The organism is Vagococcus changpingensis, assembly GCF_058211775.1.
In genome coordinates, this window is the sequence record NZ_JBYVZB010000003.1 from 321,787 (window position 1) to 346,884 (window position 25,098).

At 33.0% G+C, this 25,098-nt stretch carries 22 protein-coding genes; 8 read left to right on the forward strand and 14 right to left on the reverse strand.

Annotated features, from left to right (window positions below):
• Window positions 1–287: 287 nt before the first annotated feature.
• The 7 genes from AC37UB_RS08050 (at window position 288) to AC37UB_RS08080 (ending at window position 6,427) form a co-directional block, all read left to right on the forward strand.
• Window positions 288–884, forward strand: a complete 597-nt coding sequence (locus AC37UB_RS08050; protein ID WP_117973591.1) for a TetR/AcrR family transcriptional regulator — start codon at window positions 288–290, stop codon at window positions 882–884.
• Window positions 885–895: 11 nt separating this feature from the next.
• Window positions 896–1,300, forward strand: a complete 405-nt coding sequence (locus tag AC37UB_RS08055) for a DUF2871 domain-containing protein (protein ID WP_117973593.1) — start codon at window positions 896–898, stop codon at window positions 1,298–1,300.
• Between the two features lie 56 nt (window positions 1,301–1,356).
• Complete coding sequence (locus AC37UB_RS08060) at window positions 1,357–2,424, forward strand: ABC transporter permease (RefSeq protein WP_117973595.1); 1,068 nt, start codon at window positions 1,357–1,359, stop codon at window positions 2,422–2,424.
• A 5-nt stretch (window positions 2,425–2,429) separates the two neighbouring features.
• A complete protein-coding gene (locus AC37UB_RS08065; RefSeq protein ID WP_490685566.1) occupies window positions 2,430–3,110 on the forward strand; it encodes an ABC transporter ATP-binding protein in 681 nt (226 codons plus the stop codon).
• Window positions 3,111–3,252: 142 nt separating this feature from the next.
• Window positions 3,253–4,206: a glycosyltransferase family 2 protein gene (locus AC37UB_RS08070; protein ID WP_117973598.1), complete on the forward strand. Its 954-nt coding sequence runs from the start codon at window positions 3,253–3,255 to the stop codon at window positions 4,204–4,206.
• Between the two features lie 2 nt (window positions 4,207–4,208).
• Window positions 4,209–5,990, forward strand: a complete 1,782-nt coding sequence (locus AC37UB_RS08075; protein ID WP_147340783.1) for a putative glycosyltransferase family protein — start codon at window positions 4,209–4,211, stop codon at window positions 5,988–5,990.
• Window positions 5,987–6,427, forward strand: coding sequence for a GtrA family protein (locus tag AC37UB_RS08080; protein ID WP_117973602.1), 441 nt, complete (start codon window positions 5,987–5,989; stop codon window positions 6,425–6,427). Before AC37UB_RS08075 ends, AC37UB_RS08080 begins: the two co-directional genes overlap by 4 nt.
• 25 nt (window positions 6,428–6,452) lie before the next feature.
• Here AC37UB_RS08080 and AC37UB_RS08085 read toward each other — a convergent pair whose 3' ends face one another.
• The 5 genes from AC37UB_RS08085 to AC37UB_RS08105 form a co-directional block, all read right to left on the reverse strand.
• Window positions 6,453–7,319 carry a MurR/RpiR family transcriptional regulator gene (locus AC37UB_RS08085; RefSeq protein WP_490685567.1) on the reverse strand — a complete coding sequence of 289 codons (867 nt, stop codon included), beginning with the start codon at window positions 7,317–7,319 and terminating at the stop codon, window positions 6,453–6,455.
• 117 nt (window positions 7,320–7,436) lie between these two features.
• On the reverse strand, window positions 7,437–8,396 hold the full coding sequence (locus AC37UB_RS08090; RefSeq protein WP_117973606.1) for a siderophore ABC transporter substrate-binding protein: 960 nt from the start codon (window positions 8,394–8,396) through the stop codon (window positions 7,437–7,439).
• 18 nt (window positions 8,397–8,414) lie between these two features.
• Window positions 8,415–9,173 carry an iron ABC transporter ATP-binding protein gene (locus tag AC37UB_RS08095; protein ID WP_117973608.1) on the reverse strand — a complete coding sequence of 253 codons (759 nt, stop codon included), beginning with the start codon at window positions 9,171–9,173 and terminating at the stop codon, window positions 8,415–8,417.
• Complete coding sequence (locus AC37UB_RS08100; protein ID WP_117973611.1) at window positions 9,170–10,126, reverse strand: iron chelate uptake ABC transporter family permease subunit; 957 nt, start codon at window positions 10,124–10,126, stop codon at window positions 9,170–9,172. Before AC37UB_RS08100 ends, AC37UB_RS08095 begins: the two co-directional genes overlap by 4 nt.
• Entirely contained in the window at window positions 10,123–11,070 is a 948-nt protein-coding gene (locus tag AC37UB_RS08105) for an ABC transporter permease (protein WP_117973613.1), read from the reverse strand. The genes AC37UB_RS08100 and AC37UB_RS08105 overlap by 4 nt, the downstream gene beginning before the upstream one ends.
• A 143-nt stretch (window positions 11,071–11,213) precedes the next feature.
• On the opposite strand from AC37UB_RS08105, the gene AC37UB_RS08110 reads away from it, so the two are divergent.
• Window positions 11,214–11,681, forward strand: coding sequence for a DUF1694 domain-containing protein (locus AC37UB_RS08110; protein ID WP_117973615.1), 468 nt, complete (start codon window positions 11,214–11,216; stop codon window positions 11,679–11,681).
• Window positions 11,682–12,075: 394 nt separating this feature from the next.
• Here AC37UB_RS08110 and AC37UB_RS08115 read toward each other — a convergent pair whose 3' ends face one another.
• The 9 genes from AC37UB_RS08115 to arcC form a co-directional block, all read right to left on the reverse strand.
• Window positions 12,076–13,455 (reverse strand): aldehyde dehydrogenase, encoded by a 1,380-nt coding sequence (locus AC37UB_RS08115; RefSeq protein ID WP_241699541.1) that lies wholly within the window; start codon window positions 13,453–13,455, stop codon window positions 12,076–12,078.
• 351 nt (window positions 13,456–13,806) lie between these two features.
• Window positions 13,807–16,089: a bifunctional glutamate--cysteine ligase GshA/glutathione synthetase GshB gene (gshAB, locus tag AC37UB_RS08120; protein WP_241699540.1), complete on the reverse strand. Its 2,283-nt coding sequence runs from the start codon at window positions 16,087–16,089 to the stop codon at window positions 13,807–13,809.
• 125 nt (window positions 16,090–16,214) lie between these two features.
• A complete protein-coding gene (locus AC37UB_RS08125; RefSeq protein WP_490685568.1) occupies window positions 16,215–18,161 on the reverse strand; it encodes a PTS fructose transporter subunit IIABC in 1,947 nt (648 codons plus the stop codon).
• Between the two features lie 11 nt (window positions 18,162–18,172).
• Entirely contained in the window at window positions 18,173–19,093 is a 921-nt protein-coding gene (gene pfkB / locus AC37UB_RS08130) for a 1-phosphofructokinase (RefSeq protein ID WP_490685569.1), read from the reverse strand.
• Window positions 19,090–19,842, reverse strand: a complete 753-nt coding sequence (locus tag AC37UB_RS08135) for a DeoR/GlpR family DNA-binding transcription regulator (protein ID WP_490685570.1) — start codon at window positions 19,840–19,842, stop codon at window positions 19,090–19,092. Before AC37UB_RS08135 ends, pfkB begins: the two co-directional genes overlap by 4 nt.
• Before the next feature lie 104 nt (window positions 19,843–19,946).
• Window positions 19,947–21,641 (reverse strand): arginine--tRNA ligase, encoded by a 1,695-nt coding sequence (gene argS / locus AC37UB_RS08140; protein WP_490685571.1) that lies wholly within the window; start codon window positions 21,639–21,641, stop codon window positions 19,947–19,949.
• A 218-nt stretch (window positions 21,642–21,859) separates the two neighbouring features.
• Window positions 21,860–23,320, reverse strand: a complete 1,461-nt coding sequence (locus tag AC37UB_RS08145) for a YfcC family protein (RefSeq protein ID WP_117973629.1) — start codon at window positions 23,318–23,320, stop codon at window positions 21,860–21,862.
• Window positions 23,321–23,377: 57 nt separating this feature from the next.
• Entirely contained in the window at window positions 23,378–24,070 is a 693-nt protein-coding gene (locus tag AC37UB_RS08150) for a Crp/Fnr family transcriptional regulator (protein ID WP_117973631.1), read from the reverse strand.
• A 20-nt stretch (window positions 24,071–24,090) separates the two neighbouring features.
• Window positions 24,091–25,026 carry a carbamate kinase gene (gene arcC, locus AC37UB_RS08155; RefSeq protein ID WP_117973633.1) on the reverse strand — a complete coding sequence of 312 codons (936 nt, stop codon included), beginning with the start codon at window positions 25,024–25,026 and terminating at the stop codon, window positions 24,091–24,093.
• Window positions 25,027–25,098 lie beyond the last annotated feature (72 nt).

Sequence of the window (25,098 nt, forward strand, 5' to 3'; positions counted from 1 at the left end):
TAATGGGTGTCACTATTGTGATAGATTGCAGAATATGCGACATTCATAAACCTCCCTTCTCTATTTATTCATAAAATAACCTGTGGATAAGAATGATTATCGGTTATTTTGATATTTTTATATCAAATTTTTTAAAAATTTTCAGTCATATCACCAAGGCATTAGAATTCTTACCATAAATTATGTTTTATACTGTAAATCCCCAAGCAAGATAAGTGACAATATGTTACTTTTTGTGTTATCATTTTTTTTAGTTAATCAATTAATCTTTGAAGGGGGGGTATGATATGCCAAAAGATACATTCCTTAATCTATCTGCACCAAAAAAAGAAAAAATGGACATGATTTTATTAGATACTTTTTATAACCAATCTATTAGTCAAGTAAAAGTTTCACATATTGTTGAGCAGATGGAAATGTCAAGAGGTGCATTCTATAAATACTTTGTTGATTTAGAAGATGCCTACGCCTATATCGTGAAAAAACAATCCCTACTTATTCATCAAGATATTTTAGATTATATTGCTCAATATAAAAATGATTTTTTCCATGGAATCGAACAATATTTGGTTTTTTGTTCTCACTTAGAAACAGACAGTGCTTACTGGAAAGGACTATTGTTATTAACACGAGCGGATTATCAACGTACGATGAAACGATTAGATTTAGATGACTCTTCTTACATGTTAAAGGAATGGATTAGCCTATTATGTAACAACGACTTTCAAATCCATGAAACTCAAGAAGCTATTAGTTTTCTTTACTTTACTATGGAAGTAGTCATGAACTCGTTAACAGACTTTATTATTAATAATTGGTCTCCAGAAGAGTTGATTGTGGATTATCACTATAAAATTAAATGGATTATAAAAGGAATTAAATAGGAGGATTTAAGATGCAAAAGTTAGCTAGAGCTAGTTTAAGTTATATGATTATCGGATTGATTAGTGGCGTTTACTTCCGAGAAATGACAAAATTTAATGATTTTGATGGTTGGACGCAATTAAGTGTTGTTCATACTCATACCTTAATTTTAGGAATGTTTTTCTTTTTAATTGTCTTATTATTAGAAAAGAATTTTAATCTTACTAAACATAAAAACTTCAAAAAGTTTTATATTACCTATAATATTGGATTAGGTGTTACACTATTAATGTTATTAACTCATGGTACAATGACTGTCTTAGGAATCGAAAGTTCTGCTGCTATTAGTGGTATTGCTGGTTTGGGTCATGTTATTTTAACAATAGGCTTGGGATTTTTCTTTCAAGTGCTGTTGCAATCAATCAAAAAAGACTAGTTGTCTTTTTAATTATCTAGTGACAACTTGTTACTAAGTGAAATGGAGGAATATTTATGTTCTTAGCTTTAAAAGAAATGCGTTACTCAAAGTTACGTTATAGTTTAATTGTTGGTATTATGTTTTTAATCGGACTCGTTGTCTTTTTACTCTCAGGCCTTGCTGATGGGTTATCTCAAGAATTTAGACAAACAGTCGATGACTGGAACGCAAAAGAAATTGTGTTATCGGATGATGCAAATAACATCCTAGCAGCTTCTCAACTAAAATTAGAGGATGTCAAAGATATCTCTTCAAATGAAAAAGCCCCATTATCTCTTTACAGTGGAGCAATTGGCAAAAAAGATAATAAAGTAAATATTAGCTTATTCGGTACAAATGACGATGCTTTCTTCTTACCAAGTGTAACAAGTGGCAAGTCGTTTAAAAAAGATAATGAAGTAATTATTTCTCAAAATCTGGCGGATAAAGGATTTAAAATTAATGATACTATCACAGTAGGTAGCAATGATTTAAAAGTTAAAGTTGTCGGTATTGTTCCATCAACTTCTTATATTGCAACACCTGTTATGTATTCTAACATCAAAACTGCAACTGAAATTAAGTTTGGTGAAGACATGGTTAAAACAACTGATAACTATCCTATTAATGCTGTCTTAAGTAATGACTCGAATACAACCTTATCAAACGATTCACTCACTAAGCTATCTACACAAAAATTTATCGATAACTTGCCAGGATATACAGAACAAAGTTTGACACTCGATTCAATGATTTATGTTCTATTCGTTATTGCTTCGGCTGTTATTGGAATCTTCATGTATGTCATCACACTTCAAAAAACAGCTATTTTTGGTGTTATGAAAGTACAAGGAATTAATTCTTGGTTTATTTCAAAATCAATTTTAGCCCAATCATTCTTAGTTGGGGTATTCGGCGTCATTCTTTCTGGGGTTGCAACTTATTTTCTAAGTTTAGTATTACCTGAGGCTATGCCATTTGCCATTAACATTACCCAATGGTGCATTTATGGTATTATCTTAGTCATTGTCTCAACAATTGGTGGATTATTCTCAATTGTTACTGTTAATAAAGTTGATCCTATTAATGCCATTGGAGGTTAAATAAAATGAAAACTATTTTAAATATGTCACATATTACAAAAAAATTTGGTAAAGGTCACAATGAAGTGACAGCCTTAAATGATTTAAATTTTCAAGTGAACGAAGGAGAGTTTATCAGTGTTATCGGACCGTCTGGTTCTGGTAAGAGTACCTTTTTAACCATTGCTGGTGGATTACAAAGTACAACAAGTGGAAATATCAGTATAAATAATATTGATTTTACTTCTCTTCCAGAAAAAAAACGTGCAAAAATACGTTTTGATGAGATTGGGTTTATTTTACAAACATCAAATCTCATTCCTTTTCTTACAATTGAAGATCAATTTACTTTAGTCGCTAAAGTAAAAAAAGAGACAGTCAACAAAGATAAGCTGGATAATTTACTAAAATCTTTGGATATAGACCATTTAAGAAACAGTTATCCAAGCGATCTATCTGGTGGGGAGCGTCAACGTGTAGCAATCGCTCGTTCATTATATAACGATCCTAGCTTAATTTTAGCCGATGAACCAACGGCTAGTTTAGATACAGAACATGCGTATAATGTTGTGAAATTACTGGTAAAAGAGGCTCATAACAAGAAAAAAGCAACAGTAATGGTAACTCACGATACTCGTATGATAAAATGGAGTGATCGTGTTTTCCAAATGGAAGATGGTACTCTTAAAGAAATTCATGATTTTTAATTTACACACCTTAGCCTTATAATAGGTTAAGGTGTTTCTTTTTTATGTAATTGAAATAGATACGACTATCTTTTCAATTTATTTTCATTTAGAATGTATATATTATGACGGGATTCGTTATTATTAAAAAGGGAGTATTATCATGTCAAAAAAAGTTTTATCCATTATTGTTCCTTGTTACAACGAACAAGATACCATTCACCCTTATATCAGTCAGATGACTGATATAGAAGCATTATTACCAGAGCTAACTTTTGAATACTGGTTTATTAATGATGGGTCTAAAGATAACACACTAAATGTATTGAAAGAAATCAGTAAGCAGTCTGAACAATATAATTACTTATCTTTTTCTAGAAATTTCGGAAAAGAGGCTGCTCTTTATGCTGGTCTAGAACATGCTAGGGGGAATTACATTACGGTGATGGATGTTGATCTACAAGATCCTCCCGAACTTCTACCTAAAATGGTAGAATTACTCCAACAAGATGATTATGATTGCATTGGGACGAGGCGTGTCACTCGTGAAGGAGAACCAAAGATTCGTTCTTTCTTTGCTAAAAAATTTTATAAAATCATCAATAAAATTTCAGATATTGAAATCGTAGATGGCGCAAGAGATTATCGTTTAATGTCACGTCAAATGGTAGATGCTATACTCGAATTAAAAGAATATAATCGATTTTCTAAAGGTATATTTAGCTGGGTTGGTTTCAATACATATTATTTAGAATTTGAAAATATTGAACGCGTTGACGGTGAAACGTCTTGGTCATTCTGGGATTTATTACAATATTCAATTGATGGGATTATCTCTTTTTCTGAATTTCCACTAAAATTATCGACGATTTTAGGATTTATATCCTTCGTTGCTTCCATCTTCGCACTGATTTTTATTGTTATTCGTGCACTTATATTTGGTGACCCAACTTCTGGTTGGCCATCACTTGTCTGTATTGTTTTGGCTTTAGGCGGATTACAATTACTTTGTTTGGGTGTTGTAGGACAATATCTAGGGAAAACTTTTTTAGAAACAAAACAGCGTCCTATATACATCATAAAAGATAAAAAAATATCATCTTTAAAGGAGGATTGATGGTGCTACTGAGGTTTAAAAATATAGGAAAAAAATGTTTTCCTTTTATCACTATTGTACTAATTGCACTATTTATTTTGTCACCTCAAATTAATATTCGCTTCATTCCTATTGGTTCTGATATTTCCTTTCATTACAATCGATTCTATGATTTATCAGAACAAATAAGAAGTGGCAACTACAATTATTTCATGTCATTATATGGTTTCAATACTAGTGGGAGAATTATTAATGCCTTATATGGGTATGATATCGCCTTTTTAAATGGGCTAATACTTTTCTTTACACAGTCATGGTTAAAATTTCAACTCATCTCGTCCTTTATTTGCCTTGTGATTGCGGGGATAACCATGTATTTTTTAATGCGAACATTTGACTGTGACAAACGATTATCAACAGTTGGTTCAGTAATTTATATGGCATCTTCTCCTATTATGTATTACGTTAGAGCACTAGGTTTCTCTGGTTGGGGAGCGGCATTTCTTCCTTGTATTTTTATTCAAGCTATTCGCTCGATAAAAAATAAAGAAAAACCAATTAATCCCATTTTTTTGGGACTATCAATGAGTTTACTAGTGAATACACATATACTTAGTGCTGTATTAGCTATATTGGCTATTATCCCTTTTTATCTAGTTAGTTTTATTCAGTCAGATAAAAAGTTAAATTGGATAAAACAATTATCCCTATCTATCACTATTTTTACTCTACTATCTTTAAACACTTTAGCGGCTTACATTGATGTTTTTTTATCAAATAACATCTTACAACCTTTTATCCCAAATTCATTCATGAAAAATTCTACTTACATATCTATTACTGAAATGTATGGCAACCGAAATATTGGTATCTTTTTTGGGTTCATTTTTTTATTTCAACTCATTTACTTTATACGACATATAAAATATACAGATACACTAGATCGATTAATGACTACTATAGGCGGTGGATTTTTATTACTTTCAACTTCCTTATTTCCATGGGATAGTATCATAGATACCTTTCCTTTTTTATCAATCATTCAATTTCCATTTCGTTTTTCAGTTATCTCTTATATTTTATTAATTCCGGTTTTTTTAAAAACCATTCATTCTATCGAACAACATATTTCTATTAAACAATTTAAAGCTATTTCCCTTTCCTTGATGATTCTCGTTAGCTTTATTCTGTTTGAAGCAAACAGTATCATGGTAAAAAATGCTCAAAGGTGGCAAGATGATCCTGTGGCAATGGGGAATAATCGTCCCAATCTAATTGAAAAAGATCCTGATATGATTCGAAATAATCTTAGAGGAGCTGATTTGACAAAAATATTTGAGACGATTGAAAAAGGAACACCTGATTATCTCCCTATACCAAAAGAGACATCTAGCCAAGTTATTTATAGTGAAATGGACCCTTACGAAGTATATGAACAGGAAATCTTCAACAATCAAAAAAATATCACAACGACTGTACTGGAGAATGGATCCATAAAACTTACTTGGGATAATAAAAAAAATGTGACTACAAAGAAACAACTTCCTTTAATTGTTTATGATCATAGCATCATTGAACTAAACGGTAAATTATTAACTAAATCAGATTATGAAACGTCAGATATAGGAAGTTTGATTATCACACCTAAGAATGGAAAAAATACTGTCATTTTATCTTACAAACCATTTGTTAATATGACTTATGTTATCTTTATTAAAATAGCGGCAACATTGCTTGTTCTCCTATACTGTGCAAGATATAGCTATCAATATTTTACCGATAAAAAGAAAAGAGAGATCTTATGATTAAACTAAAACATTTTTTTACCCAAACGTTAGGTTTATCTGACACATTATTTGAATTATTTATGTATGTTGTGATGGGAGTCTTTACAACAATCATCAATATTGTCATCTTCTATATAATGGAAAATTTGCTTCATGTTAATTACATTATTTCCAACGTGATTGCGTGGGTTTTTTCCGTTTTATTTGCTTACTTATCAAACAAAAAATATGTCTTCGCTCATGAAGATAATACATCATTCATTAATATGAAAGAGATGATGTCCTTTTTTTCATTTCGCTTTCTATCACTTGGAATTGATACAGTTGTATTATTTGTACTAGTCCAATGGCTCAACCAACAACCACTTATCGCAAAAATTATTAGCAATATTGTCGTATTAATCGCCAATTATCTATTTAGTAAATTCATCATCTTTAAAAAACCATCCAACTAGGTCTTATAAACCTAATTGGATGGTTTTACTTTTTGGATGTTCTTTTTTTATATTCATCAACTAATTTTCTTGATTCTCGGATATTATCCATATTTTCATCATATTCTTCTAATACATAAACATGGAATAATAAATCAATTAAAATAAATTGAGACATCAACGAACTCGTCGCAGCGCTTCGAAGTTCTGCTTCTTTTGATTTCACTGTCTGCATAGAAACATCCACATGCTTGCTTAATGTATTCATCCCAAATTGAGATATTCCAATCGTTTTTATCCCCTGCTCTTTTGCAATACGGTTTATCTCTAATACTTCAGAAGTTTCACCAGAATGCGATATGCCAATAAAAATCGAATCTGGTGCAGCAGATGTTAAACTGGCTATTAACAAATGAATATCTGCTATGCAAATACACACCTTCCCTATACGATTCCACTTTTGAGCGATATTTTCAGCTACAATATAAGATGACCCTATCCCATAAACATATACGAACGGTGCTTTAGAAATCAATTTTATCGCTTCTTTTAAAGTTTCTTCATTCACTAATTGAATGGTTTCTTGCATAGATTGATAAGCATTTCCTAATAATTTTGCCTTCACATCAGCCATTTTTTCAGTTGGTAAAATATCTGAATATTCTTTTGGAACATCCCACTGTCTCTCTGCAGATAACGCAATTTTTAACTCAGGAAAACTTGGAACATTAATGGATTTACAAAATCGAATCACAGATGCAGGACTGGTCTGAGATTCTTTAGCCAGCTCACTAGCTGTCATTTTTGTGACATCTTCTGGTCTTTCTAACACTAAGTTGGCAATTTTTTTTTCTGATTGTGTTAAATCATTATAGATACTCTTGACTCTTTGATGAATATGTTTGCTTTTCATAAGTATCCCTCCAACCTACATAAGTTATTTACTTCTATTATACTATCATTAAATAGATAAAACTATCCAAACAAAAAACTAGATACTTGATGTTACCTAAGTATCTAGCAAATTATGTTATTTATATGCTGTTTCTACATCTTCCATCATGATTCTTGTTGACTCAATTCCACCTGCAGCTAAATACCAAACATCTGGTGTTAAACTAATCACTTTTCCTTCTTTGCCTGCTGTCGTTTCTTTTACTAAAGCATTTTCTGCTACATTATTTTTACTTGTATCCCCACCGATAGCTTTCGTACGGTCCACTACAAACAAAATATCTGGATTTTTTTCTAAAACATATTCATAGGATACTTCTTGTCCATGGGGAGACGGTTTTATGGTCTCATCTGCTGGTAACACACCAAAGCCTTCATAAACAATACCAAAACGTGATTCAGGTCCAAAAACTGATAATGATCCTTCATTCACTAGACTCATCAATCCTTTTTTACCACTTTCTTTTGCTGTTTTTTCTAATGCTTCACGTTGTTTATTTAATGCGTCGACTTTTTCTTTAGCCACATCTTCTTTATCAAATACTGTTCCTAATGTTTCAATATTCGTCATTGTCGATTCCCACGCTTTTTTACTATCTACAGCAAGATACAATGTTGGCGCGATTTTTTCTAATTCTTTTTGCATATCTTGTTGACGTCCAGAAATAATAATTAAATCTGGTTGCATAGCATTTATTTTTTCCATATCCGGTTCTTTAATACCACCTGATGATTCCACATTTTTGTAACTTGATAAATAACTAGGTAATGTTTTTAGTGGTGCACCTACAACAACGTCTGATTTTCCAAATTCTCTAATCGTATCTAATGCTCCCATATCAAACACAACCACTTTTTTAGGGTGTGACGCTAACTCTAATGCTTTTCCATTACTGTCTGTCACCTTAACAACTTCTTGTTTTTCACTGGAAGTGTTGGTTGTTGTATCGGATGTTTTGGATGTCCCACATGCCCCCAACATCACTAACCCTATTATGGCTAAACTAACTAAACGCCATTTTTTTAATCTCTTCATCCATCTATCTCCTTTTATCTATTCATTAAAATATAAACAAAATCGTTTTCCCTCTAATTCACACACACGCATGTTCATATCATATAAGTCATCTAATACTTCTTTTGTGATAATCTCAGCAGTTGGTCCTGCTTTAAATACCTTCCCAGATTTCATCGCCACAATGTTATCCGCATAACTCGCTGCAAAATTAATATCATGCAACACAATCACCACAGTCTTATTTGCTTCATCAACTAACCGACGAATAGTTTTCATCAACATAACAGCATGATTCATATCCAAATTATTTAGTGGCTCATCTAAAAAAATGTACTCTGTATCTTGAGCAAGCACCATCGCAATGTAAGCTCGTTGCAATTGACCACCCGATAATGTATCAATTGTATCACTTGCCAAATCATCTAATCCTAAATAAGACAAAGACTCATCTATTTTTTTTTCATCAATTTGTGTCAATCGACCCTTACTATGTGGAAATCGACCAAAGGCTACCAGTTCTCTAACTGTTAAACGTAACTGAATCCCATTTGCTTGTTTTAGTATTGATAACTTTTTAGCAAGTTCATGTTGATTCCACGCCTTCACCTCCTCTCCATCTAAATAAATGCCACCTTGATCTTTATCAAGAAGCCGACTCATCATACCTAATAGTGTACTTTTCCCAGCACCATTTGGCCCAATAAAAGCTGTCAACGTTTGTGGCACAATATCATAATCAACTGTATCAACCACACGTTTTTCACCATATTTTTTAACCACTTTTTCAATGTTCATTGTCGTGTTTTCCCCCTTTCAGAGAGCAATTTCCATATAAAGTACATGCCACCACTAAACTCAATCACAACACTCAACGTTGTGTTCATATGAAAGACATGTTCCACTAAAAACTGACCTAACACAAGCATTAATATACTAAGTAGAGCGGCTAATGTAAACAGCCAGTAATGTTTGTATACAGGCAACCATTGATATGTCATGTTAGCCACTATAAAACCTAAAAAAGTAATAGGACCAATTAAAGCAGTTGATAAAGCTACACTCAAACTAATTAAAACTAAAATAAACCAACGAAATTTTTGGACATTAACCCCTAAATTTATTGCCTGACAAGTCCCTAAATGAAAGACATCTAAAATAGGTGCTACTAACCAAAATAACAAAACAATTCCAATCACAATTGGAATGACAATATATAACAAAGACACGTCAACATTAGAAAAACTAGCAAATAATTTTCCTTGTAATTTATCGTATTCATTTGGATCCATTAATACTTGAAAAAACGTGCTAACACTTTTAAAAAATGTTCCTAAAACCATCCCTATCATGAGTAGTAAAAATAAATCTTGAGTTTCTTTCTTCAATAAAAAACCAAACAATGTAACACTAAAAATGACCATTAGGCTAACATTTACCGCAAACATTAATAAGGGATGTGATGGTGATTGACCAAAATAAAAGAATAAAATAGTTTGAACTAATACATACAATGAATCAAATCCTAAAATACTAGGCGTTAAAAAATGATTTTGTGTAATGGTTTGAAAACTAATAGTCGATAAACTGGTTAATAATCCCACTATAATAAAAGCTAGTAATTTTTTCCCTCTAATAGATAACGCAAATTGCCAATTACCATATGTTTGATAAGTCATAAAGAAAGCGATACTAATTAATACGATAATAACTAAGCAAATCACCCTTATATAAAGACTTTTTTGGCTCATCTCTTTGCCCCCTTAACAAGTAATACGACAAAGATGATACTCCCTAAAGCACCAACAATTAAACTAACAGGTATTTCATATGGCGGATAAACTACACGAGATAAAATATCTGCCATCACTAAAAAAATACTCCCCGTAATAGCCGTCAACCACAACGTCTCTTTCATATGATCACCTAGAAACACAGAAACAATATTTGGGATAATCACACCCAGAAATGGTAATCCACCAATTGTTACTAAAATTACACTACTAGCAATAGAAATTAATAATAGACCGATTAAATGAACAAATCTATAATTCATACCAACGGAAATAGAGAACTCTTCTCCCATTCCCACAATCGTAAATTGATAAGCATACGTATAACAAATCAAAAGAACTGGTACAGTGACATAAATCAATTCATAATTTCCTTTTGAAATAGTTGAAAAACTGCCTTGTAACCAAGATGTCATATTTTGAATCAATTGGTATTGATAAGCAAAAAAAGTGACAACTGATCCGATAATATTTCCAAACATAACCCCTATAAGTGGTACCATCAATTGATTTTTTCCTGGTAATATACGAATTAATTGTATAAACAACATCGTTCCTAAAAAAGCAAAAACAAAGGCTATTATCGATTTTGTCAAAATAGTGCCATTTGGAAAAAATAACATGGCCACTAACATACCTAGACGTGCACTATCCATTGTTCCAGCTGTCGTTGGAGACACGAATTTATTTTGAGTCAGATGTTGCATGATTAATCCCGACACGCTAATTGTTGCTCCTGCTATGATTAAACTAATTGTTCTAGGAACACGCGTGGTCCATAACACTAGTGACTGCATTTCACTTAGCTGAAAAATATCTTGAATAGGAATGCTTTGAACGCCAATAAACAAAGACAAGGTAGCTAGTAATAATAAACTAACTATCGGTATACATTTTTTCATCCAAAACCCTCCTAATTGATAATGATTTTCATTTACAGTTAATTTTATCCAAATTTTAACTTAATTGCAATATCTTTTCACAAATTTCCCATGAGATGATATGTTATACTAAAAGTAATTGGCCAATAAAGGAGTGAATAACGATGGGAAAAGATATTCAAGACTATTTAGATAAAGGACTATATGGTAGTCCCAAATTAAAACCTGATGAACAAAGGAAGTTTCTAGGTACTTTTAGAGAAAGAGTTGTCTTTATTTTATCCTTGTCTGATTTAACCTCTGCTTCTTACGAAAATTTTGCAATCAGTCAATTTCAAAAATATCCTGGTGGGACATTGCTTGTTAATGCGTTATTAAAACCAGCTATTCAAAAACAGTTAATCCATCTCACACAAACCAATCACGTATCTCTAAAATTAGTGGACACAGAAAACACCCTATTAGCTGATCAAGCTATCGTGGTGGTTTATACTCTCAATCATGCTGTTAATAAAGAAAATATTGAATTACCCTTACAAACTAAATTTTCAAACACCACTCACGATATAAAAAAAGCACCGACTACAACAAAATCTGAAAGTTTTTTTAAGTCCTTATTTTCAAAAAAATAAGATATTAGTTGCTTTATAAAAAAAGTAGTGTTAATACTACTAACAATAATAAAAACGAAAGGATGATCATCATGGTAGTAGCAAATCACACAAAAACATGGCAAAACTGGCAAAGATGAAGTTGTGTGTATGCTACATTTGGCATAGATGCAACTTTTAGAGTACTTTCTAAAAGCATCTATGTCGGTGATTATCTTTAAAATAGATAAAAGACCACACCGTCAATACAAGGACGGTGTGGTCTTTTTTAGAAGTACTCTCTTAATGGAACAAGTAACAAAGTATTTAAATATAACTGTTTAAATATTTAAGTTAAACCAAACGTGATTTTTAAAAAAAATTCTTTAAAAAACTGTAAAATCCGTTTACTAGACAACGAATTTTACAGGATTTTTCATTTCAGAACACGCTTAATCCATTTTAAATGGTTAGTTGTGTAAGGTGGGTAAATAAACGGAGTATCTATTTTAGGGGAAGATAATATGGCTCGTTTATGTGAAAAAGTATCAAAACTATATTTTCCATGATAGTTTCCTATACCAGATTCTCCTACCCCACCAAAAGGCAAATGACCAGAGACAAGATGAAAAATGGTGTTATTAATACTAACACCACCTGATGAGGTATGAGATACTATTTTTTCTTGTTCCTTCTTATCTTGGCTAAATAAATAAAGTGCTAGCGGTTTAGGTCGAGTAGTTATCTGATGAATCACATCATCTAATGACTGATAAGAAATAATAGGTAAAAGTGGTCCAAAAATTTCATCGGTCATTAATGGTGATTCCCAAGTAGAATCATATAATGTCGGTTCAATATAACAAGAATTAACATCATACATCCCACCACTAATTAGATCGGCTTTTGATTCTTCCATTAAACGAATCAGACGGTTTGTATGTCGTTCGTTGACAATTCGTGAAAAGCTTTTACTTTGTTTAATATTCCTTCCATAAAATCGTGTCACTGTTTTTTGACACTCATGAATAAATTGATTTTTAACGGATTCATGCACTACCACATAATCAGGGGCGACACATGTTTGTCCTGCATTCATCATTTTTCCATAGATAATCCGTCTTGCCGCTAACGAAACGTCAGCTTTTTCTGTGACAATGGTCGGACTTTTCCCTCCAAGTTCTAGCGTTACAGGGATTAAATGATTTGATGCAGCTTTCATCACACTTTTTCCAACGGTGGTACTTCCTGTAAAAAAGATGTAATCAAATGGTTGAGCTAATAGTTCAATCGTGATTTCTTTTTCACCTAAAAAAATATCCACATAAGACGAAGGAAATAAATGATGAATCATTTTTTCTATCACTTGCGAAAAAGTTGGTACCAGTTCAGATGGTTTTAAAATAGCCGTATTACCTGCAGCTATCGCTCCTACTAATGGTTCTATTAGTAATTGAAATGGATAATTAAATGGACCAATAATCAAAGCGACACCATAAGGCTCACTAATAACTCGGCTTTTGGAAGGAAGTAAGAATAAAGGAGTTGGCTTTTTTTCTTCTTTCATCCATTTTTTTAATGACTTTTGAGTTGTACGAATACTATTTAAAACAAATCCTATTTCTGTCGCATAAGTCTCTAATGGATGTTTCCCTAAATCTTGTTGTAACGCTTCAATTATTTCTGTTTCATAAGATAATATAGCCAATCTTAATTTTTCTAATTGTTCTAGTCGAAAACTTAATTCTTTAGTTTGCTGTGAATAAAAAAAAGCACGTTGGTTTTGTAAGACTGCTTGAATCGTTTTAATCATCATTCTCATTCTCCTCATTTTATGATGCTTACTTACAGTGTAGCAAATAAAAAAGAAAAAAACGAAAAACAGTTTTTTTCTTTAAACGTTATTTAATTATAGCTGACCATTTCTCTTTAAGCTGTTTGCAATACCATCCTCATAGGCACTATCGGTAGAATTTAAATCACCTCATTTAAGAAATAAAAAAACACCAAACCAAAGTAGTTCTTCTACAATGGATTGATGGTGCCTGATCGTATCAGTTACACTCCGTCTGTTTTATAAATAAACTACAACACCATTAGAAAGCGATTTAGAATATAAAAGATAAAAAAATCTAGACTTGAATCTAGATTTTTTTGAAGATAGTAGTTATTTTTTTAGTTCTGGATATAATAACAACAACACATCCATCGTGAGTCGTTGTCCTGCACCGGCATAAGGGTAAATATGCATATGCATTGCTGGGTTGAAATTTGCTTCAATAATCCCATACGTTTGTCCATCTTCCTTATTCCCATTGATTGAACTATCAGGAATAATTAAATCAATACCACATATTTTAGCTCCTAATGCTTCTACAGCAGACTCAGCTATCTGTTTATAATGTTCATTCATCTCTTCTGTCACATCTAGTGAATCGCCACCTGTACTGACATTTGAATTTTCACGAAGGTAGACACGTTGATTTTTTTCAGGAATGCTTGATTTAGTCAATTTTTGTTCTTTTAACATCAGCTGTTCAATATCACCTAACTGAATTTTTTCTAAAGGCGCTCTATGGTGCGTCCCACGTAGACTATCTTTATTTTTTTCAGCTACCAATTCTTCAACAGTATGTTCCCCATCACCAAGGACATTAGCTGGTGTTCGCAACATAACCGCACGTGTTTTTCCATCTAATACAAAGAAACGATATTCAGTACCTGGAAGAAATTCTTCAACTAAAATGCTATTGTCTTCACTAAATGCAATTCGAACCGCTTCATCATAATCTTCCTTTGTCGCACCATCTTTGAAAATAGAAATACCTAAACCATAATTCGTTGTTTTAGGTTTGACAACAATCGCACTATCTTTAAAAATCGGATAAGAAATAAGCGCCTCATCTACTGTTGAGAATTCTTTTCCTAAAGGAACATGAAATCCTGCTTTATCTAATACTTTTTTAGTGACTGTTTTATTCTCCATCATAAGAGGGACAACATAAGAATCACGACTCGTCATATTCGCATTTTTAACATACTCAACTTGCCCGTTTAATGATAATTTTAAAAACTGATCTGTTCTATCTAACACATCAACTTTGACACCTTTTTGTATCGCATCAAACATAAAAATTTGTGTTGATAATTCCATGTCTCGGTAACCAGCTAACTGATATGGTTTAGCAAATGCTTCATCATAATATAAATCAGCAAAATAACGACCTAAGTCTTCGTTTGTCCAACTTTTTTCTGCCATTAATTCTAACATTTGTCCTGCTAATGTTTTAGTCGGATAATCCATAACATGTTTCATTTCATTAAGTAAATCCGTACAGTCAAATGGTGTCGTTAATTGCTCGTTTAATTCGGTCATTTTTTCTAGCAACCAAGACCCTTCTTCATGTAAAAAGGTCTTATCTAAAGGATGCTCTAATGACACTTTATTGTTATACTCAGTTCCTAAATCTAACATATGAGTCGCATCTGTTGATTCTTCATCTAAGAACAATAGTGTTAGTAAGAACAAGTGCAAGAACCTCAATGTTTCTTTTGAAATACCAATACGTTCAAATGGATCTAAATCAATATTTCGAATTTCAATATAACTTACACCACGAGTTAAAAGTTCCTCTACTTTATCACTGCCACGTAAACGAACAGACGAATAAAATTCTTTCGTTTCGATTAACTCACCCTTATCTACTAATTCTTCTAAATCAGATACATATTGATCAATTGTTTGATAGGACACAGCAATCTCTGGCCGATTTGTATAACCATACTCGCTATTTCTAATACTTCGAACAGGTTGTTCTGGTTCTTTATCTGTAAAATATCTTTTATCAGCAAACGGACTTGCACCAAATAAATAAGTAATTAGCCAACGATAGCGTAAATATTGACGAGATACTTTTAAGTAAACATCCGTTCTAAACGCCACAAAGTCAGTGTAATCTGTTTGCAATTGGAACAAACTCATTAATAAATCATGTGAGAACTCAAAATTATAATGAATACCACTCACCATTTGTTTTCTCTTACCATAGACTTTCGCTAAGTAACGACGGTAGTTAATATCTCCTTGATGTTCTAATTTTGCAATTTTAATATCACGATCATCTTCTGGTAAATCAGGTGGCATACTAATTGGCCACAATCTCTCGCCATCTTCCATCGAACGCATCACAACGTCATGTAAGGCTTCTAATTGCTCGATAGCACCTTGATCTGTATCAAACACTTGAGTGATTAATTCAGTTTGTGTTTCACTAAAATCAGTTTGGATGTATGGATGAAAACTACGACTTCCTAAAGAAGACGGATGATCAGTTGTTGCCAATTCACCATTAGCATCGACACGCTGACTTTCTTTTTCTAATCCTATTTTAAAACCAGAAAGAACGGATTGGATTCTTTCATCTGTTAAATATGTTTGTAAACTTTTCATTGTTATTGACCTTTTCCCTTTGTCATTTCTATGAAATATTATATCATTCTATGTTTTGAAACCATAATTTTTTGTTTATCCCACATAAAAAAGCCAGCCATCAAATGTGATGACTGACTATAACATTAAGCATTTGCTTTTGCATGTTTTCTCTTAAGTAATGTTCCTAAAACAAGGGCACTAATGAACGCTCCTAAAATAATGAATAATAGATACATTAATGGATTACTTACTAATGCAATAACGAAGATACCACCATGTGGCGCCATTAATTTAATTCCTAATGACCCAACTAAACCACCTGTAACAGCAGCTCCAATCACAAAACTTGGAATCATACGTAATGGGTCAGATGCAGCAAATGGAATAGCTCCTTCAGTTATAAATGAGAATCCCATGATTAAGTTTGGTAATGCTGATTCTTGTTCTTTTTTAGTAAATTGATTTTTAAATAACATAATCGCAATAAAGATTGCTAACGGTGGAACCATACCACCCGCCATAACGGATGCCATCACCACACTACCACCACTTTCAACAGTTGCTGCAAGTGTTCCTGTACCAAATAAGTAAGCTGCTTTGTTGATTGGTCCACCCATATCAATAACCATCATACTTGCAAGTAACGCTCCTAATAACGCCGCATTTCCACCTGAAAGGTTAGCTAAGAAGTTGTTCAATCCATTGTTAATAGCAGACATTGGAATATTAATGAATAACATTAAAAATCCGGTAATCAATAACCCAAACACTGGATAGAACAAGATAGATTTAATCCCATCTAATGCTTTTGGTAAGCCTTTAAAGATATATTTCAAGAAAACAATTACATAACCGGCAAGGAAACCACCAACTAAAGCTCCCAAGAAACCTGAAGGAATAGTGTCAGTTAATTGACCAAATGCCACCCCACTTGCTGACATAGCACCTGCAGCAAAACCAACAACCAAACCTGGTCGATCAGCAATACTTGACGCAATAAATCCAGCTAAAACTGGTAACATGAAACCAAATGCAGTGTCCCCAATAGTTTTAAAGTAAGCCGCAATTGGATGATACGTTCCTAATTGACTTAATTGATTTTGTGGCACACCCATCATTTGGTCGATTAGGAAGGCTAAAGCAATCGCAATCCCACCACCGATAACAAATGGTAACATGTGACTAACACCGTTCATTAAATCTTTGTAGATTTTAGCTCCAACTGAACCTGACGTTGTTTCTTCGCTGGATTCTTCATTTCCACTTGATGAGTGGTGATAAACAGAGGCACTACCGTCAGTTGCTAAACGAAGTAATTCTTCTGTTTTCTTGATTCCATCACTTACTGGACGGTTAACTAATTTTTTACCTTCAAAACGAGCCATTTCAACATTTTTGTCAGCTGCGACAATAACACCTGTTGCTCTTGCGATTTCTTCATCAGTTAATTTGTGTTTAACCCCTTCAGAACCGTTTGTCTCAACTTTAATGTTAATACCCATTTCTTTTGCTTTGTTTTTCAATGCATCTTCTGCCATATAAGTATGAGCAATACCTGTTGGACAAGCAGTAACAGCCACAACAAATGGGGCATCTTCTACTTCTTCAACGACTTCTTTTTCTTCTTCGTCTAATTTTTTCTCTGCTTTATCAACAATTGATAATACTTCATCAGGTGTATTGGCTTCTTTCAAATCAGCAATCATTCCTGGATTTAGTAATAAACGAGAAAGACTAGCTAATGCTTGTAAATGGGTATCATTTGCGCCTTCTGGAGCCGCAATCATAAAGAATAAATAAGTTGGTTGCCCATCTAATGCTTCATAATCTAAGCCTGCTTTGCTTCTAGCGAATAAAACAGTTGGTTTAACTACCGCTTTATTTTTAGCATGAGGCATGGCGATTCCGTCACCTAAACCTGTTGTTGTTTGTGCTTCTCTAGCTAGAATCCCTTCTTCAAACACTTCTTTATCATCAATACGGCCTGTTTCATACAATTTGTTTACCATCTCTGTGATGGCACTTTTTTTATCAGTGGCTTTTAAGTCCAAGATCATACAATCTTTAACTAACAAGTCATTAATTTTCATTTTATTTCCCCCTAGTATTCTTTTAAAACGTCAATTTCAACACGTGATAACTGGTGTTTAATTTCTTCTTCTGTTGCTAAATCTGCACTAAATGCTGTCGCGCTTCCACACGCAATCCCTGTTTTAAATGCCTCTACAGCATCACTACCTTGACTTAGCTGACTAACAAACCCTGCAACAACAGAATCTCCTGATCCTACTGAATTAACTAATGTTCCTGTTAATCCTTTGGCACGATAAATACCTGTTTCATTAAATAAGACAGCTCCATTGGCACCCATTGAGATAATCACATTTCTAGCACCTTGTTGAACTAATTTTTCCCCGTAAGGCAACATGTCTTCAAATGTTTTAAACTCAACATTGTATAAATCGGCTAATTCATGTTCGTTGGGCTTAATTAATGATGGTTTGTACTGTAATACATCGAACAGACTAGCATCACTAATATCCACTACAAATGGAACATGTTGTTCATGTGCCATTTTTGATAATGTGACATAAATATCTTTTGGCACGCCCATTGGTAGACTTCCTGATAAAATCAACCAATCTTCTGGTGTTAAACTACTGATTTGGACATTCAAATCATCTAAATCTTCTTGTTTAATAGAAGGTCCTAAACCATTAATCTCAGTCTCTTCTTCACCTTTTAATTTGATGTTAATTCGTGTGTCACCTGATACATGGATAAAGTTATTTTGCAGACCATGATTGATTAACTGCTCTTCAATAAATTTACCTGTAAACCCACCAATAAAACCAAGATTTTGAGATTGGACACCTAGTTGTGCCAATACTCTTGAGACATTAATTCCTTTACCACCTGGAAATTTGTACTCTTTCGTCGTTTTATTCAACTTACCTTCTTCAAATCCTGGTACGCTAATCACATAGTCAATAGCTGGATTTAATGTTAATGCATAAATCATTTTATTACCTCCTTTATTGTTGCAACCCCTTGATACCGTGAGCGTTGTTTCTTTGTTAACTGATTCGTTATGATAATCCCTGTATCAATTGACTCGATTTGAGAAAAATTTAGCTTATCAAACTTTGTATCATCAACTAAAAAATAAACTTGTTGTGCTTGATGAATCGCTGTTCGTTTCATCATGGCTTCTTCTGGGTCAGCTGTCGTTAATCCATAAACTGGGTGAACGCCATTCGCACCCATGAAAGCCTTATCAAAAAAATACCGTTCCAATTGCTCGCCACCAAGCTGACTCACTGATGCTGTTGTGTTCTTTCTAATATTTCCACCGATTATAATCGTGTCGAAACCTAAATCAGTCGAAACGCACGCATGATGCACGGAATTTGTTACGATTGACACATTTTTTACTTTTATAAGTGATAATAATTCCAAGGTTGTCGTGCCAGCATCAATATAAACAACATCGCCTTCTTTTATTAATGATGCCGCATACTGAACAATTTCTTGTTTCTTTTGAACGTTTCTGAAAGATTTTTCCTTCATCGTTAATTCTGGTTCTAAACGAAATGTTAACTTTGCCCCACCGTGAATTCGAATTAACCAACCTTCTGCCTCTAATTCCTGTAAATCTCGACGAATTGTGGATTCAGACACCCCAAGTTCTTCAATTAATTCTCGAACTTTTATGACCTTTTTTGCTTTTAATTCATCTAAAATTTTTTCTTGTCTTTCTTCAGTCAACATAACTCTCACTCCATACCTGTATTATACAATCACAAACCGTCAAAATCAATCAAAAACCGTCAAAAAAATCCATAAAAAAGAAGAGGTTTCCCTCTTCTTTTTTATTACATGTTATCTGGTGATTGAATACCAAGTAAACGCAATCCTTCTTTAAGTACAACGGATACTGAATAGACTAAAGCAAGGCGTGCATCTTTTTGACTGTTATCTTCTAATATTTTTGTTTTTGAATAATACTTATTAAATTTTTGAGCTAAATCGATCACGTATTTAGCCACTACAGAAGGCTCATATTTACGATAAGCTTCTTGTACTTTATTTGGGAAATTATATAAAGCTTTCACAACTTCCCATGATTCATCATCTGATAGTGAGTAATTTGCCTCACTAGTTGGAGCGATCCAGTCGGCTTTTCTTAAAATACTTTCACATCTTGAACGAGTATACTGGACGTATGGTCCTGTTTCTCCCTCAAACTGGATAATATGGTCTAGGTTGAAGTCAAAATTATTTAGACGATCATTTTTAAGGTCATGGAACACAACTGCCCCAACACCCACTTGATGTGCTACTTCTTCTTTGTTTTCTAATGTTGGATTCTTTTCATTGATAATGTTTTGTGTTGCATTAATGGCTTCATTCAACACTTCTTCCAACAGAATAACATTTCCTTTACGTGTCGATAACTTTTTACCATTTGATGTAATCAAGCCAAATGGAATATGTTTAATGTCATCTGACCACTCGTAACCCATCTCTTTTAGCACAGCTTTTAATTGTTTAAAATGAATAGATTGCTCGTTTCCTACAACATAAATTGATTCGTCGAAATCATAATTTTCTTTACGATACATAGCTGCCGCTAAATCACGTGTAATATAAAGTGTTGCGCCGTCTGATTTTCTAATCAACGCTGGATTCAAGTCATATTTTTCAAGATTTACAATATCTGCACCATCATCAGAAACTAATAATTCTTTCTCAAGTAACCTATCTATAACTGGTTGCATTTTATCATTGTAGAAGGCTTCACCATTATATGAATCAAACTCAATCCCTAACATATCATATACTTTTTGGAATTCTTTTAGTGATTCTTCACGGAACCATGTCCATAATTCGATAGCTTCAGTATCACCATCTTCTAGCTTTTTAAACCATTCACGTGCTTGGTCATCAAGTTCAGGGTATATTTCAGCTTCTTCATGGAAATGAACATATAAAGCAAGTAACTCACTAATTGGGTTTTCTTTGACTTTTGCTTCGTCTCCCCATTTTTTATAAGCCACAATTAATTTACCAAATTGTGTTCCCCAGTCACCAACGTGATTGATTTTAACAGGTGTATAACCCACTTTGTCAGCTAATTCGGCTAATGAATTTCCAATAACTGTTGAACGTAAATGCCCCATTGACATTGGTTTCGCAATATTTGGTGAAGACATATCAATGACAACATTTTTCTCTTGACCCAAAGTTGAATCACCATAATGATTTTTTTCAGATACTACTTCATTTAACACTGCGTTACTCACTTCTGATTTTTTAAGGAAGAAGTTGATATACCCTCCCATTGGAGTAATTTGTTCGTAATTTTTTGTGTCAATTTCTTTTGATAATTCTTCTGCAATGACATTTGGTGCTTTCCTTTGAATTTTAGATAAAGAAAACACTGGGAAAGAATAATCCCCATGGCTACTCATTTTAGGTTTTTCAATTAGGTTTAAGATTTCCTCATAACTCAATTGCTCACCTAGTACTGCTGCTAAATCTTTAGCAATCATTTCTTTAAAATCCATAAATAAACCCCCTCGTTTTAATAAAAAAACGTCTCCTATTAAGTTAATATCTTAATAGGAGACGTCATAAATATTCATAAATCAAGTTTTTTATTCAATATAGTATCCTTAAAAACAGTCTACGATTCGATTGACTAAAACTTATTTTATTATCATTTATAGTTATTAATGAACATCATTCCTACTGTGTTCATTGTATCAAGAATTATCATAAAAATCTAACTAAAAATAAGCATTGCCCCAATTAAAATAATTAGATTTATAATCGTCATAATTATCAATGGTTTTGTTATAAATTTCACCCAAGTTGCATAATTAACTTTAGAGATTTCCAATCCTCCCATAACAACACCTGATGTTGGTGTGATTAAGTTAACCAACCCACACCCTGAAGCAAAAATCATTACCATAACATCTGGGCTTAATCCAACTTCTTTAGCTAACGCTCCCATAACTGGAATTGATACATACGCTAATCCTGAGGTAGATGGAATAAGGAATGACAAGAATAAGTACAATACAAATGCCCCAATGACAAATAATACTGGAGATAAATCTTTTAACATATTTGCCGCACGGTCTAAAATTAATAAATCTAGGTGGGTAGTAGACATCAATACTGACGCTCCACGAGCAACAACGATGATTAATACAACAGATAACATGTCTGCACACCCTGCAACAAATTCGTTAACAATATCTTTTTCTGGAATTTTATTAACAACAGCAATGATGACTGCCATAATAAAGAACCACATTGCCAAATCACCAAAGTACCATTCACCAAAACTATTACCTGTAAGAACCGCTGTCCAACCATCAAAAATCTTAATACCAAAGTCTTGCCAAGGAATTAATGATACAATCATGACAACAAACGTTACAGCAAATAACATCAAAACAGTTTTATGTTTTTTGGTAAATTCTAATTCAGTAGTTCCTTTTTGACCATAAGTTTCTTCCATTTCTTCTCGTTCTTGAAGAGATAAAATGGAAGAACCTTTATCTGCTTTTACTTTTTTCGCATAACCAGTCACAATATAGATAGAAAACGCAGTAGTTGTAATCCACAAAACAGTACCCACGCCTAGGATAACACCGACATTCGGTTGAATGCCTATCCCTTTTAACGCATCCATCGCTGTACCGGTTGAGAATGGGTTGACAGTTGATCCAATTACTCCTGAGCCAGATCCTAAAAGAATCGTTCCTACTGTCACAATGGAGTCAAACCCCGAAGCAACCATCGTTGCTCCAAGCAAAGCATAAAATGGAATCGTTTCTTCACTCATACCATAAGTTGATCCACCGATTGAGAATAATATCATCAAAATAACAATAATAACGATTTCATTACCTTTTAATTTTTTTACAACATTTTGAATTCCGGCTTCAAGAGCCCCTGTTGATGTTACAATATTTAAAAAACCACCCAATACTAAAATAAACACGCAAATGTCAATTGCTTCTTTAAATCCATTAAATGGTGCCATGACAACATCTGACACTGTTGCCCCAACAACATGATCAATCATTTCTTTTCCGCCATCAATCATTTGTGGCGTAAATGTTTGGCCATTTAATAACTTTGTGATAATACCTAATACAATGATAATAATAAACAAAATACTAAATGAAGTTAGTTGTTTTTTTTGCTTTTTCTGTTTTGTCTCAGCCATGTCTTTTTATGTATAACAGCTTGTCGTTGTTATACCTCTCCTCTCCATAAATTATTATTAATCGGTTAGAATCTTTTTGAAGAAATCAATATCTAAGAAACTAAAATACTTTCTGTTATATTTTATTTTTTTTTCTTTTATCAATTGTTTAATGACACCACTGGCTGTTTCTCTGGTCGTTCCACTTGACTTTGCTATATCACTAATTGTAATAGGATAAGGAACAGTCACTATTTTTATAGGGTACTGAACCTCACCTAAATTTTTAAAAATAATAGCCAGTGTAGTAACTACTCTGTAATACGAATTACTCATGTTACTTTTTTGTACCTTAATTATTTGAAGTTTCATAATTTCTGATTGATCATTTACTAATTGGATAAGTTGCGAACTATTTTTCCCAATAATCTCTTCATAAGTTTTAGTTGGAATCAAGACAATATCAATATCTGAATAGGCGACACAGGACAAAAAATATTTTGCATCGCTAAATAAACCAATCTTAGGGATTATGGTTTTAGGCTTCACAAAATCTAAACAAGAAAAAGAATCTGTGTTATCTATTTTTTCTAACCGTATAACACCTGATTTTAAGAAGAAAACATGATTACGTTCATCGCCTGGATAAAATAAAACTTGTCCTTTTTTATAATGGCGAACTAAACAGACATCATTTAATTTCGTTATATCTTGTGCTGATAAGTATTGAAATTCTCTATATTGCGTACTAATTTCTTTTTCTACACTCATCTAACCAACCTTTACAAATATTATAGTGTAACGATTGTTCCGACAGAATTTGATCCATTAAACTCGCCTAAGCATTCTAATGAGGTAATCACTGCTTGTTTACCTGGATTATTTTTTGCAAATTGAATAGCCGCTTCAATTTTTGGTAACATACTACCCGGTGCAAAATGACCTTCTAATTTGTATTTTTCTAAATCAGCAACAGTGACATTCGTTAATTTTTCTTCATTTTCTTTACCATAGTTAATATAAACATTATCGACACCTGTCAAAATAACAAACATGTCAGCTTCGACAAGATGTGCTAATTTTTCTGATGCAAAATCTTTATCGATAACTGCTTCAACTCCTTTTAAGTTGCTTCCAACAACTGGAATTCCTCCACCACCACAAGAAATTGTGATAACATCATTATTTACTAAAGTGTTGATTGAGTCTGCTTCACAAATATCAATAGGTTTCGGACTAGCAACCACTTTACGCCAACCTCTACCAGCATCTTCTTTGAATACTGAACCAGTTTTTTCCTCTTCTTCTTTTGCTTGTTCTTCTGTTAAGAAGGGGCCAATTGGTTTTGTTGGGTTTTTAAATGCTGGATCATTTTCATCTACAACAACTTGAGTTAATAATGCTGCCACATCTTTTTGAATATTTGCATCTCTTAATTCATTTGCCATAGCATTTGACAACCAATATCCAATACTTCCTTGAGTCATTGCCACACATGTATCAAGTGGTAATGCAGGATTACTTGGTGAATCTGCTGCTTGTTGTTGTAATAACAGATTTCCTACTTGTGGACCATTACCATGTGAGATAATTAATTTAAAACCTTGCTTAACTAAAGCTACTAGGTATTTTGATGTTTGAATCAATGCTTGTTGTTGTGCTTGTGCACTAGCATCATCGGATAGAATCGCATTGCCTCCTAAAGCTACAACGATTTTTTGTTCCATAAAGAAAAACTCCTCTCCATCAATTAAATTTACTTTTAAAAAAAGCAGCATGTAAAACATGCTGCTTAAACG

Bases quoted from the DNA above. Each gene is read 5' to 3' on its own strand.
- AC37UB_RS08050 (WP_117973591.1), top strand. From the start codon at position 288: ATGCCAAAAGATACATTCCTTAATCTATCTGCACCAAAAAAAGAAAAA.
- AC37UB_RS08055 (WP_117973593.1), top strand. From the start codon at position 896: ATGCAAAAGTTAGCTAGAGCTAGTTTAAGTTATATGATTATCGGATTG.
- AC37UB_RS08060 (WP_117973595.1), top strand. From the start codon at position 1,357: ATGTTCTTAGCTTTAAAAGAAATGCGTTACTCAAAGTTACGTTATAGT.
- AC37UB_RS08065 (WP_490685566.1), top strand. From the start codon at position 2,430: ATGAAAACTATTTTAAATATGTCACATATTACAAAAAAATTTGGTAAA.
- AC37UB_RS08070 (WP_117973598.1), top strand. From the start codon at position 3,253: ATGTCAAAAAAAGTTTTATCCATTATTGTTCCTTGTTACAACGAACAA.
- AC37UB_RS08080 (WP_117973602.1), top strand. From the start codon at position 5,987: ATGATTAAACTAAAACATTTTTTTACCCAAACGTTAGGTTTATCTGAC.
- AC37UB_RS08085 (WP_490685567.1), bottom strand. From the start codon at position 7,319: ATGAAAAGCAAACATATTCATCAAAGAGTCAAGAGTATCTATAATGAT.
- AC37UB_RS08090 (WP_117973606.1), bottom strand. From the start codon at position 8,396: ATGAAGAGATTAAAAAAATGGCGTTTAGTTAGTTTAGCCATAATAGGG.
- AC37UB_RS08095 (WP_117973608.1), bottom strand. From the start codon at position 9,173: ATGAACATTGAAAAAGTGGTTAAAAAATATGGTGAAAAACGTGTGGTT.
- AC37UB_RS08100 (WP_117973611.1), bottom strand. From the start codon at position 10,126: ATGAGCCAAAAAAGTCTTTATATAAGGGTGATTTGCTTAGTTATTATC.
- AC37UB_RS08105 (WP_117973613.1), bottom strand. From the start codon at position 11,070: ATGAAAAAATGTATACCGATAGTTAGTTTATTATTACTAGCTACCTTG.
- AC37UB_RS08110 (WP_117973615.1), top strand. From the start codon at position 11,214: ATGGGAAAAGATATTCAAGACTATTTAGATAAAGGACTATATGGTAGT.
- AC37UB_RS08115 (WP_241699541.1), bottom strand. From the start codon at position 13,455: ATGATGATTAAAACGATTCAAGCAGTCTTACAAAACCAACGTGCTTTT.
- gshAB (WP_241699540.1), bottom strand. From the start codon at position 16,089: ATGAAAAGTTTACAAACATATTTAACAGATGAAAGAATCCAATCCGTT.
- AC37UB_RS08125 (WP_490685568.1), bottom strand. From the start codon at position 18,161: ATGAAAATTAATGACTTGTTAGTTAAAGATTGTATGATCTTGGACTTA.
- pfkB (WP_490685569.1), bottom strand. From the start codon at position 19,093: ATGATTTATGCATTAACATTAAATCCAGCTATTGACTATGTGATTAGC.
- AC37UB_RS08135 (WP_490685570.1), bottom strand. From the start codon at position 19,842: ATGTTGACTGAAGAAAGACAAGAAAAAATTTTAGATGAATTAAAAGCA.
- argS (WP_490685571.1), bottom strand. From the start codon at position 21,641: ATGGATTTTAAAGAAATGATTGCTAAAGATTTAGCAGCAGTACTAGGT.
- AC37UB_RS08145 (WP_117973629.1), bottom strand. From the start codon at position 23,320: ATGGCTGAGACAAAACAGAAAAAGCAAAAAAAACAACTAACTTCATTT.
- AC37UB_RS08150 (WP_117973631.1), bottom strand. From the start codon at position 24,070: ATGAGTGTAGAAAAAGAAATTAGTACGCAATATAGAGAATTTCAATAC.
- arcC (WP_117973633.1), bottom strand. From the start codon at position 25,026: ATGGAACAAAAAATCGTTGTAGCTTTAGGAGGCAATGCGATTCTATCC.